The sequence below is a fragment of the Hymenobacter aranciens genome (genome assembly GCF_030580865.1).
GTDB classification, from domain to species: domain Bacteria; phylum Bacteroidota; class Bacteroidia; order Cytophagales; family Hymenobacteraceae; genus Hymenobacter; species Hymenobacter aranciens.
This window is the reverse complement of sequence record NZ_JAUQSY010000008.1, coordinates 102,934-119,771: the sequence shown is the minus strand read 5'-3', so window position 1 is coordinate 119,771 and position 16,838 is coordinate 102,934. Positions and strand designations below refer to the sequence as shown.

Sequence of the window (16,838 nt, the reverse complement as noted above, 5' to 3'; positions counted from 1 at the left end):
GGCTAAGCCCGCGCCGGCTTTCTGGGCTCGCGCTGGTTTAGCGCCGCCCGTAGCCCACTTTCTCGCGCACTTTCGCCAGCACACCCGCGCCGTATTCCTGCGCCCGCTTGGCCCCGATGGCCAGCTGCGCATCAATCTCCGGCAGGTTGTTCATGTAGAAGGCAAACTTTTCCCGCTCCGTGGCGAAGCGGCGCAGAATCAGCTCGTGCAGCTCCTTTTTGGCGTGGCCGTAGCCGTAGCCGCCGGCCAGATAGTTCTGGCGCATGGTGGCCGTTTCGGCGGGCGAGGCCAGTAGCGAGTAGAGCTTGAAGGTGACGTCGGTATCCGGCTTTTTGGGCTCTTCCAGCGGGGTGCTGTCCGAAATAATGCTGCGGATTACTTTCAGCAAGTCCTTCTCCGGCTGAAAGATGTCGATGATATTGCCGTAGCTTTTGCTCATCTTCTGACCGTCGATGCCGGGCACGGTCATCAGCTGCTCGTCGGTGCGGGCCTGGGGCAGCACGAAGGTTTCGCCGTAGCGGTTGTTGAAGGTGCTGGCAATGTCGCGGGTGATTTCGAGGTGCTGCACCTGGTCCTTGCCCACGGGCACGAAGTTGGCATCGTAGAGCAGGATGTCGGCCGCCATCAGCACCGGGTAGGTGAAAAGGCCGGCATTGACGTCCGACAACCGGTCCGACTTATCCTTGAAGCTGTGCGCGTTGGCCAGCATCGGGAAGGGCGTGAAGCAACTCAGGTACCAGGCCAGCTCCGTCACCTGCGGCACGTCCGACTGCCGGTAAAACAGGTTTTTCTCGGTGTCGAAGCCGCAGGCCAGCCAGGCGGCGGCCACGGCGTAGGTGTTGGCGCGCAACGTCTCAGCGTCGCGCACGGTGGTGAGGGAGTGCAAATCGGCAATGAAAAGCAGCGACTCGTTGGCCGGGCTTTTCGACAGCTCGATGGCAGGCAGGATGGCACCCAGCAGGTTGCCCAAATGCGGGCGGCCCGTGCTTTGAATGCCGGTGAGAATACGGGACATGGTATCAGGTCATTCTGAGCGCAGCGAAGAATCTTATCACGTCTGCGCCGCTAAAAAGAAGTAAATCAAACGAAGGTAGCCGTGATAGGATGCTTCCTTGGCTGATGCCGACTTTCGGTTCGTCAGCATGATAGTGCTGTTTACACGCTCTGATTAGCTGCGGCCTCGCTTTGCAACCCCTGCGTATCATCCGGTCCCAGGTAACGGTCAATCAGAAAATGCGCTACGTACAGCACTGGCGTGAGCAGAATCGCCGCCGCAAATTTGTACCAATAATTCGTATTGGCCACGTTCACCACCTGCTTCGCCGACCAGTTGCCGAACACGAAAAACGCCACGTACAGCACCACGTACGAATCGACGAGCTGCGAAATCAGCGTCGAGCCCGTGGCGCGCAGCCACACGTAGCGCCCGCCCGTGAGCTTGCGAAGGCCCTGAAACACCGTAGCATCAAGCACCTGCCCAATGATGAAGGCTACGATGGAACCGACCACAATGCCCCCGCCTTGCCGGAAAATACTCTGGTAGGCAAAATCGATGTTGAAAGGCCGGCCCTGGTTATCTTTGGCATTCACCTCCAGCCAGAATTGCGCGGGCGGCAGCTTGGTGGTGAGGTAGATGACGCCGAACGCAAACAAGATAAGCGCCACTGTGAGGTAGCTCACCCGCAGCACCCCGGCCTTGCCGAAATATTCGTTGATGATGTCCGTCGTCACAAACACCACGGGCCAGATAAGTACGCCTGCCGTCAGATTGTCGTCGCGGCCGATGAGCGGCAGCAGCGAAAATATCTTGACACCGATAATTTCCGCCAACAGCGCATTGACGATGAAAATACCGCTCAGAACGAGGTAAAGCTGCTGTTTTTTGTGGGTAAAAGAATCCATCGGAATTACAGCTGTACCACCATGCCCTCCAGGGCCAGCTCGGCCGTCGGAAAAACGGCCTGTGCCTCTTCCAGCAGCGGCACCATGCTCTTGTAGCGGCTCGAGAAATGGCCGATGAGCAGGCGCCCCACGGCCGCATCGCGGCCCAGCGAAGCTGCCTGCCGGGCGGTGCTGTGGAAGGTCTGGGCAGCGCGCTCGCGCAGCTCCTCCAGGAAAGTGGCTTCGTGGTAGAGCACGTCGACGCCGCGCACCAGCTCGGCTAGCTCGGGGATGTAGAGCGTATCGGAGCAGAAGGCGTAGCGGCGCGGCGCGGGAGCGGGGCCCGCCACGTCGGCGTGGCGCACGGCGGGGTGGGTGGCGGTTTCGGGCAAATCTTCGCCCTGGGCCAGGCGGCCGAGCTGGGCGGGGGTGAGGCCTTCGGGCAGCTTCTCCTTGAGCAGGTTGGCGCGGCGCGGCTGCTCGGTGAAGAGGTAGCCGGCGCAGGGAATACGGTGGCGCATGGGCAGCGTGGCCACCGTCATGCACTCATCCTCATATACCACCGCATGCACCTCAGTATCGATGGGCACGAAGGTCATGGCAAACGACAGGTGCATGTGCGACACGCGGGTTTGCGTCACGAGCACCTCATCGAGGCCGGGCGGGCCCACGATGGTGAGGGGCTGCGTGCGCCCCTGCAGGTGCATGGTGCCCAGCAGCCCAAACAGCCCAAAATAATGGTCGCCGTGCAGGTGCGAGATGAAGATGACGCGCACATGATGCGGGCGCACGCCCAGGGCCAGCATCTGCCACTGCGTGCCCTCGCCGCAATCGATGAGGTAGTGCGCCGCGCCGGCCGTGAGCACCTGCGCCGTGGGGTGACGCCCCAGCACCGGTATGGCCGAGGCCGAACCCAGAATCTTCAGCTCGAAATCCAAGGGAGTAATTAGCTGTTAGCCACTAGCGGATAGCCGTTAGCTGGTTTGGAGGGTAAATAAAAAGCTGTTGGCTGCCAGCTACTAGCCCAGGGGCTAATAGCTAACAGCCAACAGCTAGCAGCTAAAAAGCCTACTCCTTGTCGGTCAGGTCGCGCTCGATGGCGTGCAGAAACACGCGGTCGATGGCTTCTTCTACCGTGGGCAGGATGTGCAGCACCGACTCCAGCTTCGAGATGGTGATGAGCTTCATCACGTGGTCTTGCAGGCCGGACAGCACCAGCAGGCCGCCGGTGGAATTGCACAAGCGGTTGGCAATAAGAATGGAGCTGAGCCCCGACGAGTCGGTGTACTTTACGTTCGACAGGTCCAGAATCAGATTGTTGATGCCTTCGGCGTTGAGCTTCACGAATTCCGATTTGAGGTCGGGCGCGACAGTGGTGTCAAGCTTTTTCTCGTCAATCGTAATGATGGTGTAGCTTTCTTTTTTATCAATCGTGTACTTCATACAGCGCGGGGGGGCAGGGAATTCGGGGTAATAGAGCGGCGAAGGTAAAGAAAAAACGGAAAAGTCGGAACAGTTGGGCTTAGCGCTTGCCGCCAGCAGGCCGAAAAACTGACGTCGGACCGCCAAAGGTAAGCGATGCCCAGGTCGATTGCCACTCGGCGCGGGCGCGCAGGGCGGCGGGGGCCGGCTGCATGTCCACGGCGGCCAGCAGGTAGGGCCCCGGCCCGGTTAAGCGTAACAGGATGCGGCCGTTTTGGTTAGACCGGGTGCTGAAATGAGTGGTCGGCAGCCCACCCGGCTGCCGCTGCCAGATGTTCACCTGGGCACCGGAAACGGGCTTTCCCTGTCGCAAAACACGAACTGTCAGTGATTTGTCGGCGACCAGGCGGTAGGGGTTTTGCTCGGGCACTAATTCGAGCGGCAGATTCAATACGCGGCGGTAGGCGGTGTCCTGAGCGACCGGAAGGTCGTTGGGGCCGCCCACTTGCACGAGGGCTTTGGCGCGGCGGCGGTAGGTTTCGCGGCCGGGCTGGTCGGCGTGGCCCAGCTCCTGGCGTTTTTTCAGGATGTAGTCGAGGCCCTCTTCGCGCAGGTAAGCGGTAAATTGTGGGCCGGGCAATTCAATAAAAGAATCGGCGGTGCTCAGGGCTAGCAGGTGCGTGCCGGGCTGGGCGAAGCGCACGGCGGCGTTCAGCGTATCGGTAGGGGCGGGGGTGAGGCTGGTAGAGTCGGCAGGGCCATAGCGGAGCAGGCGCAGCACTTTGCCGGGCTGGTTGCGCCAGGGCTTGCCGGCGAAATCGCTGCCGACGAGCAGGCGGAAATTCATGGCCTCGCCGGGCTGGAGGCGCAGGCGCGGGAATTCGAGCCAGAACTCGTGGGCGAGGGCGGTGGTAAGAAAGAGAGAGGCCGCTATTGCCAGAGCGTATGCCTTGCTGCGCATCAAATTAGTTAGAAGCCGATAACAACAGCTTTTCCCGTACTACTCCGGGGAGGTCGGTTGCGAATACAGCGTTGGCTGGTCGGGAGCGTTGAATGAAAATCAATTCTTCGTCACCATACTTAGCAAGGTTGTTTGTCTCAATGCAATGGAAATAGGCTCGACCTTCAAATTGGTAGTTATATACCAAACGGTAAAAAGTTGTGGCATCAATTTCATTTGCGGTGGTGCGAGACTTCTCATAGATGCCGGTAACGAGACTGGCATCGTCCGCTAAGGCCCACAGGGTTTTGTGCTTGTCAATGCTATGATAGATTATGAGCAGCCCGAAAATGAGGATGGCAGCTGCACCCAGAATTTCTGCCAAAAAGTCATCTGAAGCAGATAGAGACAGCAGGCTAACTAGCGCAATCAGTGAGGCACCAATGCCTAGCGGGAGGGCACCCTGCCGTATCATTATTTCAAGCTTATCACTAACAGTTAGTCTCATAAGCAATCTAACTACCTACGACCGCGCCAGCGCCAGCGAGTAGGCCCGGTCGTAGTACACCCGCAGGTTTTTCCAGTCGAAGAGCTCGGCGTGGCTTTCCACGGCGTTGCGCTGCATGATGCGCTCGCGGCGGTTCATCTGCACGAACTCCCACATCATGTCGGTGAGCTCTTCGGCCGATTCGTCGAAGGATTTTTCCTGGCGGTGGACCACGAAAATGCCTTTCTGCTCGGGGTCAGGCACGTTTTGCAGGGCGTAGTCGCCGAAGCCGGAGAGGTCGGAGGTGATGGCGGGTACGCCGCGGGCCACGCACTCCAGCGGGGTGTAGCCCCAGGGCTCGTAGTAGCTTGGGAACACGCCGAGGTGGCAGCCGCGCACAAACTGGCCGTACTCCATGCCCAGCAGCGGCGAGGCCGGCGACACGAAGTCGGGGTGATACACCATTTTCACCCGGTCGTGGCGGTGGTTGAGCAGCTCCGAGCGGCGCAGGAAGTTGAGAATGTCGTCGTTGTGGTCGTTCACCAGGTTGTGGGTGACGACGGGGGGCAGGGCCGAGGTTTTCCAGCTCTGGAGCTGGCGGCGGTAGCGCAGGCGCCAGTAGTCGTCCACCATGCTGCTGAGGTCGGGCAGCTTGTGGTCCTGGCTGGCGGCAGCGGCGAAGAACAGCCGCTCGCCCACCTGCTCCTCGATGGCGCGGCAGGTTTCGCGCACTTCTTCGAGCTGGGCGCGGCGCTCCAGCACCTGCGGATTGATGCTGGTGAAGGGGCGCTTGGTGATGAAAAACATCACTACCTGGCCATCCATGCCGCTCTGCTGGATGCGGTAGTTGAGGCGGGCCAGGGCTTCCAGGGTCAGGTCGAAGCCTTTGTTGTGATACTCGTAGCGGCCCGAGGTGAAGAAGTATAGCGTCTTATCGAGGTCGAAGGAATACGACTGGAAGAAGTGCGCCATCACGAAGTCGTTGATGCGCGACTTGTACTGCTGGTGCAGGTTCTGGAACTCGTGCAACGCCACGAAGCGCTCGATGTTGAGGCCGTTGGGGAGCACGGCGTCGGGCATTCTATCCAGTAAGTAAATGCACTCGCGCACCGTCAGCTCGCTTACGGTGGTGAAGACGTGGCTGCCGTGGGCGGCGGCGCGCTCCATCTGCACGGCGGGCTCGATGTTGAAGTGCTTGGCCTCGGCCTGCCAGTCCACGCGCATCAGGTTGTCGTAGAAGGCGGGGTCGTTCATGGCCAGGTAGCGGCCGAGCAGGGTGGCGTGGGTGGTGAAAACGATGTGCGCCGGCACCTGCTCGCGGCGCAAATCGGGGATAGCCACGCCGGTCATCCACTCGTGGAAGTGGGCCAGCAGGCGCTGCCCGCGCAGGTGCGCCGTGAGGTGCTTGAAGAAAATTGTGGTGAGGTGCCCGAACGAAATCACCTGGTGCAGCAGGTCGTCGTTGTCGGGCGAGGGGATGCCGTGGCGCTGCCAGAGGTCGGTTTTGAGCTGGGGCAGGCGGTCGTAGGTCTGGAAGGGGTTGATGAGCACTACGCGGGGGCGGCCGGTCACCAGCCAGGTGCCGAGGCACACATCGTAGCCCTGGGCGCGCATCGAGCGCACGGCGGCCGTCACGGGGTCGGAGCCGGTGTGCACGTCGAGGTCGTCGACGGACTCGAACTCGCCCTGGGCCATCTGGGGGAAGTAGGGGCCTACCAGGCAGTAGCGGTTGCCCCAGGCGGGCATGGTGGCCGGCACCTTGGAGCGGATAACGGTGTAGATACCGCCGACCTGGTTACACACTTCCCAGGCTACTTCAACCAGCAGGGAATCGGGAAACAGGGCTTCGGTGGGGGCGGCGGGCGCGTGCATAGGCGGGGCGGGAATTGTCAGCAGAGATGTACGCGGCGAAAGTAAGGCAAGGCCGACGATAAGCGGCTATTTCGGGCGATTATTCTCCCAAAGAGTGGTAGCCAGGCAAATTGGCAGAGCAGAATCCGGGGAGAATGGGGCGGGAGTGGACCCCCGCCGTGCCGGGCTGCTGTGCCGGCCAACCGAGGCAAAAAAAAGCCGGCCATTGGCCGGCTTTTTTCCAGGAGTATGCAACATAGTTAATTATTCGACCAGCACGCGCTGGACCTGCGCGCCGCTGCGCAGCACGTAGGTGCCGACGGCCAGGCCGCTGGGCAGGGCGAAGCGGGCCGTGCCATCGGCCGCCACCGGGGCCGTGAGCAGCTGGCGGCCCAGGGCATCGAGTACCGTGACCGTGGTGCCCGCCGGCAGGCCCGTCACGGTCAATAACTGGCCGGCGCGGGCAGGGCTGGGGTAGAGGGCCGGCTGGCTTTTGCCGCCGAGCATCACGGCGCGCACGGGCGAGTAGCTGGCCGTACCGTCGAGGTCCACCTGGCGCAGGCGGTAATAGGTGGGCTGGTGGGTGGGGGGAATGGTGGAGTCCAGGAAGGTGTAGCTGGTGGGGTCGGCCTTGGTGCCCTGGGCGGCTACCTTCCCAATCTTCGCAAACGCCGCGCCGTCGGCCGAGCGCTGCACCTCGAAGGTGGCGCTGTTGCGCTCGCTGGCGGTGCGCCAGCGCAGGCGGGCGGCGCGGCCCTCGGCGGTGGCGGTGAAGGTGAGCAGCTCGACGGGCAGGGGGATGGCCTCGGTGCCCAGGGTCCAGAGGGAGAAGTCGCGGATGGCGGGCACGGTGACGGTGTTGGCGCTGGCGTCGCGCAGGGTGCCGGGGCGCACGGGGGCCCAGGGGCCGCTGGCCCCGCTCACACTCTTAAATAAGGTAAGGTCACTTTCCTGGAAGCCGCCGGGCAGCTCGTCGTCGCGGTACTGGAAGGTGAAATCGACGTTGAGGTTGGTATCGGTGGTGGGCTGGATGTCGAAATAGCGACGGATGCTCTGGCTGCTGCCGGCGCCCGTGAGGCTGGTGCCGGTGGTGCGGCGCACCAGGGTGAGGCCGGGCAGGCTGGCCCCGCCGGTGCTGCGCGGGGTGAGGCGCAGGCCCAGGCCGCCGAAGGTTTCGGTCGTGCCGGCGGTGCTCAGGTCGCGGGTGGTTTGCACAGTGCCGAGCACGCGGCCCACGGGGCTCACGGTTTCGCCGAGGGTGGCCACGGGGCCGAGCGTAGCCATAAAGCTGCCGGTGCTCAGGGTGCCCTGGCGCAGGGTGAGGCGGCCCAGCACGGCCTGGTCCTGGCTGAGGGCCAGGCCGGCAGGGTTGTCCAGCACCAGGCCCGCCACGCTGGCGGGCAGGCCCAGGCCCGTGACCTGGGGCGTGGTGCCCTCGTAGTAATAATACCCCGTGCTGCCGAAGCTACGGGGGCCGGTGTTCTGGATAGCCCCGGCGGCAGTGCCCTGGGGCGCCAGGCCCTCCGGGTGCCGGATGCGCAGGTTGCCGCCCTCCTGCACCTCCACGCTGCCGGGGCCACTGATGGCGGGGCCCGCAAAGCTCCCCAGGTCGAGCGTGCCGTTGCGGGCCACGGTGAGGGCGCCCAGCACCGTGATGGGACCGGCCAGGGTGGCGTTGCTGCTGCCCCCGAGGGTTAGCTCACAGTAGGTGCCAGCGGCAATCACGTTGCTGGTGCCGCTGATGGTGAGGCTGGGGAAGTAGCTCACCACCACCGGGGCGGCCAGCACCCTGGAGCAGCTGCCCACCACGCCGCCGCTCACGCTGGCCACGTAGCTGCCGGGGGCATTGGCCAGGTAAGTGGTGCCGGGTAAGGTGGTGTAGCCGTCGGAGAAGGTGTAGTCGTAGCCGTCGGCCACCAGCAGGGCTTCGTCCACGTGGTTGGGGATGCCGGTGGGGGTGAGGCGCAGCAGGCGGTCGGGCACGGCGGCATCGGCATTGTAGCTGGTGAAGTCGCCGCCCACCAGCACCCGGCCGTCGGGCTGCAGGGCCAGGGCCCGCACCAGGTCGTTGGGGCCGGAGGTAGGGCTGCCGCTAAGGGGGTTGAAGGAATTGTCGAGGGCCCCGGTGGCGGTGAGGCGCAGCACCCGGTCGGGGGCGGCGGCCACGCCATTGTAGCTGCCAAAAAAGCCCCCCACCAGCACCTGGCCGTCGGACTGCAGGGCCAGGGCCCGCACTTCCATATCAACCCCGGTGGTGGTGCTGCCGGCCGTGTAGTTAAACGTTTGGTCGAGCACCCCGGCGGCACTGAGGCGCAGCACGTTGTTGGGGGCAGCTGTCACGGCGTTGTAGCCCGTGAAGCTGCCGCCCACCAGCACCTGCCCGTCGGGCTGCAGGGCCAGCGCCCACACCGTCCCACTCAGGCCGGTGGTGGTGCTACCGATGATGTAGTTAAAGGTCTGGTCGAGGCTGCCATTCGCGTGCAGGCGCAGCAGATTATTGGGCGCCCCCGTCACCCCGTTGTAGGTGGCAAAAGAGCCGCCCACCAGCACCCGGCCATCGGGCTGCAGGGCCAGGGCATACACCACGTTGTTGGGGCCGGTGGTGAGGCTGCCGGCGGTGTAGTTAAAGGTCTGGTCGAGGCTGCCATTCGCATTCAGGCGCAGCACGTAGTTGGGGGCGTCGGCCACCCCGTTGTAGGTCGTAAACTGGCCGCCCACCAGCACCCGGCCATCGGGCTGCAGGGCCAGGGCAAACACCGTGTTGTTGTAGCCCGGGGTGGTGCTGCCGGCGGTGTAGTTGAAGGTCTGGTCGAGGCTGCCGTCGGCATTCAGGCGCAGCAGGCGGTCGGGCGCGTCGGTGGCCCCGTTGTAGCTGGTGAAGAAGCCGCCCGCCAGCACCTTGCCATCGGGCTGCAGCGCCAGGGTCCACACGGCATTGTCGGCCCCGGTGGTGGTGCTGCCGGCGGTGTAGTTAAAGCTGGTATCGAGGCTGCCGTCGGCATTCAGGCGCAGCAGGTAGTTGGGCGCATCGGCGGCGCCATTGTAGCTGGTAAAGCCGCCGCCCACCAGCACCTTGCCGTCGGGCTGCACCACCACGGCATACACCCCCCCATTGAAGCCCGTGCCGGCCGCGTTGAAGCCCGGCTGCACCGCCGTGGCCGTGAGGGTGGTGGGGGTGCCGGGGCAGGTCTGCAGCGGGCCGGCGGGGCTCACGCGCACCTGCACCAGGGGCGGGGCGCTCACCACCACTTCGGGGCCGTAGCTGGCGCAGCCGTCGAGGGTGGCCACGGGGCGGTAGCGGCCCGGCGCGGTCACGGCCAGCGTGGGGCCGGGCTGGCCACCGGGCAGCCAGCTGAAGGTGGCCCCGGTGGGGGTGGTGGGGGTGGTGTCGAGGCTGCCGTCGGCGTTCACGCGCAGCAGGTGGTCGGGGGCGGCGGCATTGGCGTTGTAGCTGGTGAAGCTGCCCGCCACCAGCACCTGGCCGTTGGGCTGCAGCACCAGGGCGTACGCTGCCCCGCTCGTGTTGCTCACCACGGGCCCCAGACCGGTGGTGCTGTTGCTGGCCGTGTAGTTGAAGCTGGTATCGAGGCTGCCGGTGGCGCTCAGGCGCAGCAGGCTATTGGGCGCCGCCCCATTGCCGTTGTAGGTATCGAAGGCGCCCCCGGCCAGCACGGTGCCGTTGGGTAGCAGTGCCAGCGCATACACGACGCTGGCGTTGGTCGCGCTGCTGAGGGTCGCCCCGGTGCTGATGTTGCCGGCGGTGTAGTTAAAGGTTTGGTCGAGGCTGCCACTGGCATTCAGGCGCAGCAGGTTGTTGGGCGCCCCCGTCAGCCCGTTGTAGCTCGTAAAGCTGCCGCCTACCAGTACCTTGCCGTCGGGCTGCAGGGCCAGCGCCCACACAGTTCCATTGGCCCCGGTGGTGGCGCTGCCGGCCGTGTAGTTAAACGTCTGGTCGAGGCTGCCGTCGGGCAGCAGGCGCAGCACGTTGTCGGGCGCATCGGTGGCTTCGTTGTAGGTGGTGAAGTCACCGCCCACCAGCACCTTGCCATCGGGCTGCAGCGCCAGGCTAAACACCCCATCAGTGAACCCGGTGGTGGTGCTGCCGGCCGTGTAGTTAAAGGTTTGGTCGAGGCTGCCATTGGCATGCAGGCGCAGCAGGCGGTTGGGGGCGTCGATGGCCACGTTGTAGCTGGTGAACTGGCCGCCCACCAGCAGCTTGCCATCGGGCTGCAGCGCCAGCACCCGCACGCTGGTGTTGGCCCCGGTGGTGGTGCTGCCGGCGGTGTAGTTAAAGGTCTGGTCGAGGCTGCCGTCGGCATTCAGGCGCAGCAGGTAGTTGGGGGCGTCGGTGGCCCCGTTGTAGCTGAGGAAGTCGCCGCCCACCAGCACCTTGCCATCGGCTTGCAGCGCCAGCGCCCACACCTGGCTGTTGGGGCCGGTGGTGACGCTGGTGGGCGTGTAGTTGAAGGTCGGGTCGAGGGTGCCGTCGGCCAGCAGGCGCAGCACGTAGTTGGGGGCGTCGGTGGCGCCGTTGTAGCTCGTAAAGTTGCCGCCCACCAGCAGCTTGCCGTCGGGCTGCTGCACCACGGCATTCACCACCCCATTGAAGCCCACCCCGGCCGCGCTAAAGCCCGCCGTGCTGGCCGTGGCCGTGAGCGTGGTGCTGCTGCCGGGGCACAGCGTGAGCGGCCCGGCCGGGCTCACGCTCACCGTGGTGGCATTGCAGGGCGCCTGGGCGGTGGCGGGGCGGGCAGTGGCGCCCAGCAGGGCCAGCACCAGGCAAACAAGTCGAAGCACGGACATTTTCATTTTCAGCACGAAAGAGCGAACCGCAAAGGTACCCCCGCCCGCCTCGCCCCGGTATGACAGAAATCTGTCATATTTGCCGCCGCCGCCACCCCCCACACGCAACAGGGCCGCCCCTGGCGGAGCGGCCCTGTTTCAGAAACCATCCAAAAGCCTGGTGAACCCCTACGCCCCCGGGCGCGAGCCCACCACCACGCTCACCGTGGCGCTCTGGTTGCCCACCTGCTGGTCTTTGTCTACATACACGGCGTAGTAGTCGCGCTGCTCGGGCTGGCCGGGCACGCGGTTGGGGCGGTTGTCCACGAAGCGGTTCATGCTGAAGCGTTCGAGCTTGGTAAACTCCGTTTCGCCGGTGCGGCAGCAGTACACGTCCACGCCCTGGTGCTTATACTTGGTGTAGGCGCCCTTCACCACGCCCAGCTCCACGGTCATTTTCAGCGTCGGGGCCTGGGCGGCCACTTTCTTCTGCGCATCGTCGGTGGGGGTGGCAATGTCGAGCAGGCTAATCACGTCTACCGGCACGTTGCGAATGCCCTTCACTTGGCGGGCCACCTCGCGCACGGCCGTTTCAGTGATGCTCTGCTGCTGGGCAAAGCGCTTGGCCAGGTCTTCGTGCGCCTTGCGGGCATCGTCGAGTTGCTGGTGCAGGCTGAGGTAGGTGCCGGTGGCTTCCTGCGCGTAAGCAAACGTTTTCTCGGGCAGGTCCAGCAGCACGGTTGCCGGCACCAGCTCGGTGTTGAAGTTCTTATTGAAAGCAACCTGCTTTACAATTTCGTGGGGGTAAAAATCAGCCATATGGGTAAACGTGAAAAAATGAATGAAAGTGAGCTGCCAAGTAACTAAACACAAACCCGTTTGTCAAGCATTATTTTTCCGACGGCCCAGCTAACCCCCACCAGCGCGCTGGAAACGCCTTTTTTGTCCCAAAAAAAGTTTCGCCCAACCCCTAACTACCCTGGTGGCAAGACCCCACCGCCCGGCACCGTGCCCCTTACTCCCAGCGCCGCCGGGAGCCGCCCCGGCGCCGCCGGGAGCTTCCCCAGCGCCGCCGGGAGCCGCCCCGGCGCCGCCGGGAGCTTCCCCAGCGCCGCCGGGAGCTTCCCCGGCACCGCCGGGAGCTTCCCCGGCACCGCCGGAAACTTCCCCGGCCGCGCCGGGAGCTTCCCCGGCGCCGCCGGGAGCCGGGCGCTAGGCGTCGGGCGCGAGGCTGCCGGTGCCGGGAGCCGCCCCGGCACCGCCCGCCACCAGCGCGGCCTCAGCGGCACTCAGGCCGTAGAGGTCGGCCACCAGGGCATCCACCTGGGCTTCGAGCGCGGCCGTGTCGGCGGCGGGGGCGGCGGCGCGGGCCGCCAGTATCTGCTCGACCAGGGTGGCTACCGCCGCCTGCTGGGCCGGGGTGGCGGTGGGGATGGGGAGTTGGGATACTTGCGGCACCTGCATGGCCATTGCATTATCCTTCATCTTGGTGGTAATCTGCTGCAAGAAGAAGAAAGCAGGCTTTGAGTTGAGGACGCCAAGCAGGTAGAGGTCGTTGCTAGGCGTAAAAAAGGTTTTGTTGTTGGAATAGTTGCCTTCTCTATCAAGCGTAAACTCTTGGTAAATGGCAATTTCCTTCCACATAATCTTTGGCTCCTCAAACTTATCGTAGTAGTCACAGGCGCGGAGCTCCCACCAAAAGTTTCCAGGTACAGTACGAGCCAGAGGGTCTTCTAAGAAATCAAGCATATAGGCTGCGAGTGCAGGATAATGCCACATCAATGCTTCGTAACCGTCTGAAAACTGCTTTTCTGCTGGTGGGATGGTGTACCGGCCTTTGCTGTCCTGTTGCCAACCTAATTTTTCCCAGGTCCAACCTCTTGGAAACTTAATCAGATAGTTTTCGGCGCGAACATGCTTGTAGCGCTTAACATCACGGCCAGCCAGGAAAGGCTCAATCATCTCTGCCGATTTAGCATCCTCAGCAATAAGGCGGGCACGAGTTTCTGCATTGATAACAAAGGCTGCATTATTGCCGGTTTTAATCCCAGAGTAGATTTTGCCTTTTATGTACTCCCCAAACGGCTTGCCCGCTGCCCGCAGCTTAGCCAGCAATTCCTGCTTGGGACTATCAGCCAAACTCCAGCCCTCTTCCCTTAACGAGTCCTGCGCTACCGTGCGCTGAAGATTAAGCACCATGCTTTCCAGTGAAGGCGGCGGCAACTTGGGAATCGCAGCGGCGCGGAAGCTACTGGTGCTGCTGGGCGCGGTGCGGCGCACGCTGAGAATGGCGGGGTAGGCTTTGGTTTGGGGGAAAACGTACAGGTCGCCAAAATCAATGAACTCAATCAGCTCGTGCTCCTGCTTGAGCCATTTGCGCAGGCCCTTGCCGTAGCCGGTGCTGAGCCACTTGTTGGGCGCAATGAAGCTGAGCTCGCCGCCGGGCGCCAGCAAGTCGAGGCCCAGCTCCACGAAGTACACGTAGAGGTCGGCCGTGCTGTCGAAAGTTTTGAAGCGCTGCTTGAAGAAGGGCTTGCTGGCGGCAAAGGCCTCCTGCCGGATGTAGGGCGGGTTGCCGAGCACCACGTCGAAGCCCAGGAAGCGGGCGTCATTGTCGAGCACTTCCGGGAACTCGAAGCGCCATTCAAACGCCTGCTGGAAAAAGGTGCCCTGGCGGTGGTCGGCCAGCTCCTGGCGGCGCTGCTCCACCAGCAGGGTGCGCTTGCGCAGCTCCACGGCGTAGCTCTCGGGGTCGAGCTTCTTGCCAAAGAGGTCGGACTGCGATTTTTCGAGCTGCAGCACCTGCAGCTCGGCATCGGCGAGCTTTTTCACGTGGGGGTCGGCCTGCGAGATGCGGCGGCCCACGTTGGCCTTGATGTCGGCCAGCACCCCGTCGAGCTGGGTGCGCACCTGCTGCCCGCTGGCCCCGAAGTAGTCGTGCACGAGGCTCTTGTAGCGCTCCACCGTAATGCCCGCCGCCCGAAACACCGGCCCCAGCGGGGCCTGCAGGGCGTGGCGGCTCACGAGGGAGTTGCCGGTGCGCACGTTCAGGTCGAGGTTGGGCAGGGTTTCGAGGGCCCGGAAGTCGGTATCGGGCCTATAGTAAGCATGCTTGAGCAGCTCAATCCAGAGCCGGAGCCGGCAGATGCGCACGGAATTGGGGTTGAGGTCGACGCCAAAGAGGCTGTGCTCCATCAGGGCGCGCTTCTCCCGAAACAAGGCCGCCTGCAGGCGGGTGTGCTGCTGCGCCACGGTGCGGTGGCCGGTGGCGGCGTCGTAGGTAGCCACCTGGTAGCGGGCGGGCAGGTCGGTATCGTTGTCGAGCACGCGCAGCTCGTCGTGCTCCACGGTCAGGGTGTAGTTCAGCAGCTGCCCGTCGGCGTCGAGCAGCAGGCGCAGGTCGGCCTTGCAGGCCAGCAGCTCGTTGAGGGCACTCACCAGGAAGTGGCCCGAGCCCACGGCCGGGTCGAGCACGGTGAGGCCATTAAACCAGTCGGCGTATTCGCGGCGGCGCTTCTTGTCGAAGCTGTCGCGCAGCTCCTCCCAGGTATCGCAGCCCCGCAGCTCGGGAAACCGGCTGGCCCCGGCGCCCTGCGTGAAGCGGCGCACCACGGCCCGGCGCAGGCTGTGCCGGGCCATGTACATGGTCACGAAGCCGGGGGTGTAGAAGGAGCCGTCGCGGTAGCCGTTGATTTTTTCGAAGACGAGGCCCAATACCGCCGCCGATAGTAAGGGTCGTTCAGGCGGCGCACCCCACCCCCCGGCCCCCTCCCCTTCGGGAGAGGGGGAGCCTGACGACTTTTTGGAAAGTGCTGACGACTTCCCGGGGGAGCCTGACGATTTCTGCGCGTTAGCTCCGTCAGGCTCCCCCTCTCCCGAAGGGGAGGGGGCCGGGGGGTGGGGTGCCCCGGTAGGCTCACTCCCAAAATCAAACGCATCCAAAAACCCCAGCAGATACGGCAGCGCCAGCCACTCGCCCGGGCTATCCGGCGCTGCCTGCGGCACGGTAGCGCCCTTCTTCTTCAGCACCGAGCCGGCGAAGGGGCGCAGCCCCGCCCTATCGTTCAGCTCCCGAATGTAGAGCACCGTTTCTTCCAGCACGGCCGGCTGGAAGAGGGAGGAATTGAGGTAGGGCAGCTCGCGGAAGGCCGCCGCCACATCGGCCGGGCGGCTGGCCGGGGGCCGGTTCAGCACCCCGAAGAACAGCTTGTTCAGCTCGTCGTATTCGGGCACCCGGCCCGCGTGCAGAAAGCGGAACCCGGCCTGGGCCTCGGCCGGGTGGTAGCGCAGCAGCTGCCCCTCCAATAGTTTAAGGAACAACAGGCGGTTGACCCACATCAGGCACAAGGCCAGGGCCACCTCCTCGCGCTGGCGAGTCGGGTCGTCGCCGTACTCGGCCAGCACCTCGGCGGGCGCCCGGCTCAGGTCGTGGCCGATGTCCATCTGGTACAGAATATTCTCCAGCAAGGCCCCGGGCTGGCGGTCGGCCGGGGCGCAGCGGCCAATGCGGCGCACGCCGCCCTCCGTGCGCTCCTGCAGGCCCATGAGGTAGAGCAGCTCGGCGTAGAACTCCTGGTTGAGCGTATTCGCATCGGGCCGCAGGTCGGGAAAGTCCTTCAGCAGATAAGCCGGCCCGAACACGCGCCAGAGGTGCCCGAGCTCCGTAGCCCCGCTGGGCAAGCCGCCGCGCAGGTCCACGTAGGTAGCCCGGAGCGTGCCGGTAGCGGCAGCCAGGTATTTGCCGGCAATGCTCTTGTAAAAGAAGTCGGTGTCGGCGCTGGCCTTGGCTTTGGCCTTCCAGTCCTTGAAGTCGCGGCGCAGCCCGGCATCTTTCCAAAAGAGGCTGTTAAAATCCTGGGCGTCGAAGATGTACCACTCGAAGCCCGTCGTCACCACCAGGCGGCGGAAGTCGTCGGCGCGGTCGTCGCTGCGGTCTTCCAGGTAGTACAAGAGCAGCTGCTGAAACGCCTTGCGGTTGAGGTCATCCGGGCTGAGCATCTCGTTGGAGTTCTGGGGCCCCTTCACCTCAATGATGACCCCGACGGGCGACTGCGCCGTGTCGCCGAGGTGCAGGGCCAGGTCGCGCTTGCCGTTCACGTTGCCGTAGCGCTCGGTCCCGGCGCCGGGCCCCAGCGCCGGCGTGGTATCGCGCAGGAAGTCGAGAATGTGCGTCTCGCCGTGCCGCTCAATCTTGGTCGGGTCGAGGTGCTTGAGCAGCTTGCCCAGCTGCTTGGTAAAGGCCGCGAGCTGGTCGGCCGAAGGCTTGAGACGGCGCAAAGCGGCATCGGCCGCCACGGCCTGCGCCGGAGTCTGGAGGGAGAGCGTAAGCATGGCGGCAAGATAAGGCCCCGGCGCGTGCCGCGCTGCCGGCCCCGGCCGCCGGTGCCATCCCGGCGCGGCGCGGCGCCCGTCATACTGCCCGGCCGCCCGCCCGGCCACCCCCGCCCCCCGGCCCAAAAAGAAACCGGCCAGCAG

Annotated in this window: 10 protein-coding genes; all 10 read right to left on the bottom strand. The window is 64.3% G+C overall.

All coding sequences use genetic code 11. The features are described 5' to 3' along the window. Positions 1-37 precede the first annotated feature (37 nt). The gene (gene trpS, locus Q5H93_RS13185) at positions 38-1,015 is read right to left on the bottom strand and encodes a tryptophan--tRNA ligase (protein WP_305007013.1); all 978 of its coding nucleotides are present in this window, start codon (positions 1,013-1,015) and stop codon (positions 38-40) included. A 140-nt stretch (positions 1,016-1,155) separates the two neighbouring features. Further along, complete coding sequence (locus Q5H93_RS13180; RefSeq protein ID WP_305007012.1) at positions 1,156-1,902, bottom strand: queuosine precursor transporter; 747 nt, start codon at positions 1,900-1,902, stop codon at positions 1,156-1,158. Between the two features lie 5 nt (positions 1,903-1,907). Further along, positions 1,908-2,819, bottom strand: a complete 912-nt coding sequence (locus Q5H93_RS13175) for a ribonuclease Z (RefSeq protein ID WP_305007011.1) — start codon at positions 2,817-2,819, stop codon at positions 1,908-1,910. Between the two features lie 130 nt (positions 2,820-2,949). Next, the gene (locus Q5H93_RS13170; RefSeq protein ID WP_369811018.1) at positions 2,950-3,324 is read right to left on the bottom strand and encodes an STAS domain-containing protein; all 375 of its coding nucleotides are present in this window, start codon (positions 3,322-3,324) and stop codon (positions 2,950-2,952) included. Between the two features lie 79 nt (positions 3,325-3,403). Further along, a complete protein-coding gene (locus Q5H93_RS13165; protein ID WP_305007009.1) occupies positions 3,404-4,264 on the bottom strand; it encodes a DUF4198 domain-containing protein in 861 nt (286 codons plus the stop codon). A 4-nt stretch (positions 4,265-4,268) separates the two neighbouring features. After that, the gene (locus tag Q5H93_RS13160) at positions 4,269-4,751 is read right to left on the bottom strand and encodes a hypothetical protein (RefSeq protein WP_305007008.1); all 483 of its coding nucleotides are present in this window, start codon (positions 4,749-4,751) and stop codon (positions 4,269-4,271) included. A 15-nt stretch (positions 4,752-4,766) separates the two neighbouring features. After that, entirely contained in the window at positions 4,767-6,602 is a 1,836-nt protein-coding gene (locus Q5H93_RS13155) for a glycosyltransferase (RefSeq protein ID WP_305007007.1), read from the bottom strand. Between the two features lie 243 nt (positions 6,603-6,845). Further along, entirely contained in the window at positions 6,846-11,378 is a 4,533-nt protein-coding gene (locus Q5H93_RS13150) for a hypothetical protein (protein ID WP_305007006.1), read from the bottom strand. A 174-nt stretch (positions 11,379-11,552) separates the two neighbouring features. Continuing rightward, positions 11,553-12,182, bottom strand: coding sequence for a hypothetical protein (locus Q5H93_RS13145; RefSeq protein WP_305007005.1), 630 nt, complete (start codon positions 12,180-12,182; stop codon positions 11,553-11,555). 393 nt (positions 12,183-12,575) lie between these two features. Then, entirely contained in the window at positions 12,576-16,694 is a 4,119-nt protein-coding gene (locus tag Q5H93_RS13140; RefSeq protein WP_305007004.1) for a type IIG restriction enzyme/methyltransferase, read from the bottom strand. Positions 16,695-16,838 lie beyond the last annotated feature (144 nt).

Bases quoted from the DNA above. Each gene is read 5' to 3' on its own strand.
- trpS (WP_305007013.1), bottom strand. From the start codon at position 1,015: ATGTCCCGTATTCTCACCGGCATTCAAAGCACGGGCCGCCCGCATTTG.
- Q5H93_RS13180 (WP_305007012.1), bottom strand. From the start codon at position 1,902: ATGGATTCTTTTACCCACAAAAAACAGCAGCTTTACCTCGTTCTGAGC.
- Q5H93_RS13170 (WP_369811018.1), bottom strand. From the start codon at position 3,324: ATGAAGTACACGATTGATAAAAAAGAAAGCTACACCATCATTACGATT.
- Q5H93_RS13165 (WP_305007009.1), bottom strand. From the start codon at position 4,264: ATGCGCAGCAAGGCATACGCTCTGGCAATAGCGGCCTCTCTCTTTCTT.
- Q5H93_RS13160 (WP_305007008.1), bottom strand. From the start codon at position 4,751: ATGAGACTAACTGTTAGTGATAAGCTTGAAATAATGATACGGCAGGGT.
- Q5H93_RS13155 (WP_305007007.1), bottom strand. From the start codon at position 6,602: ATGCACGCGCCCGCCGCCCCCACCGAAGCCCTGTTTCCCGATTCCCTG.
- Q5H93_RS13145 (WP_305007005.1), bottom strand. From the start codon at position 12,182: ATGGCTGATTTTTACCCCCACGAAATTGTAAAGCAGGTTGCTTTCAAT.
- Q5H93_RS13140 (WP_305007004.1), bottom strand. From the start codon at position 16,694: ATGCTTACGCTCTCCCTCCAGACTCCGGCGCAGGCCGTGGCGGCCGAT.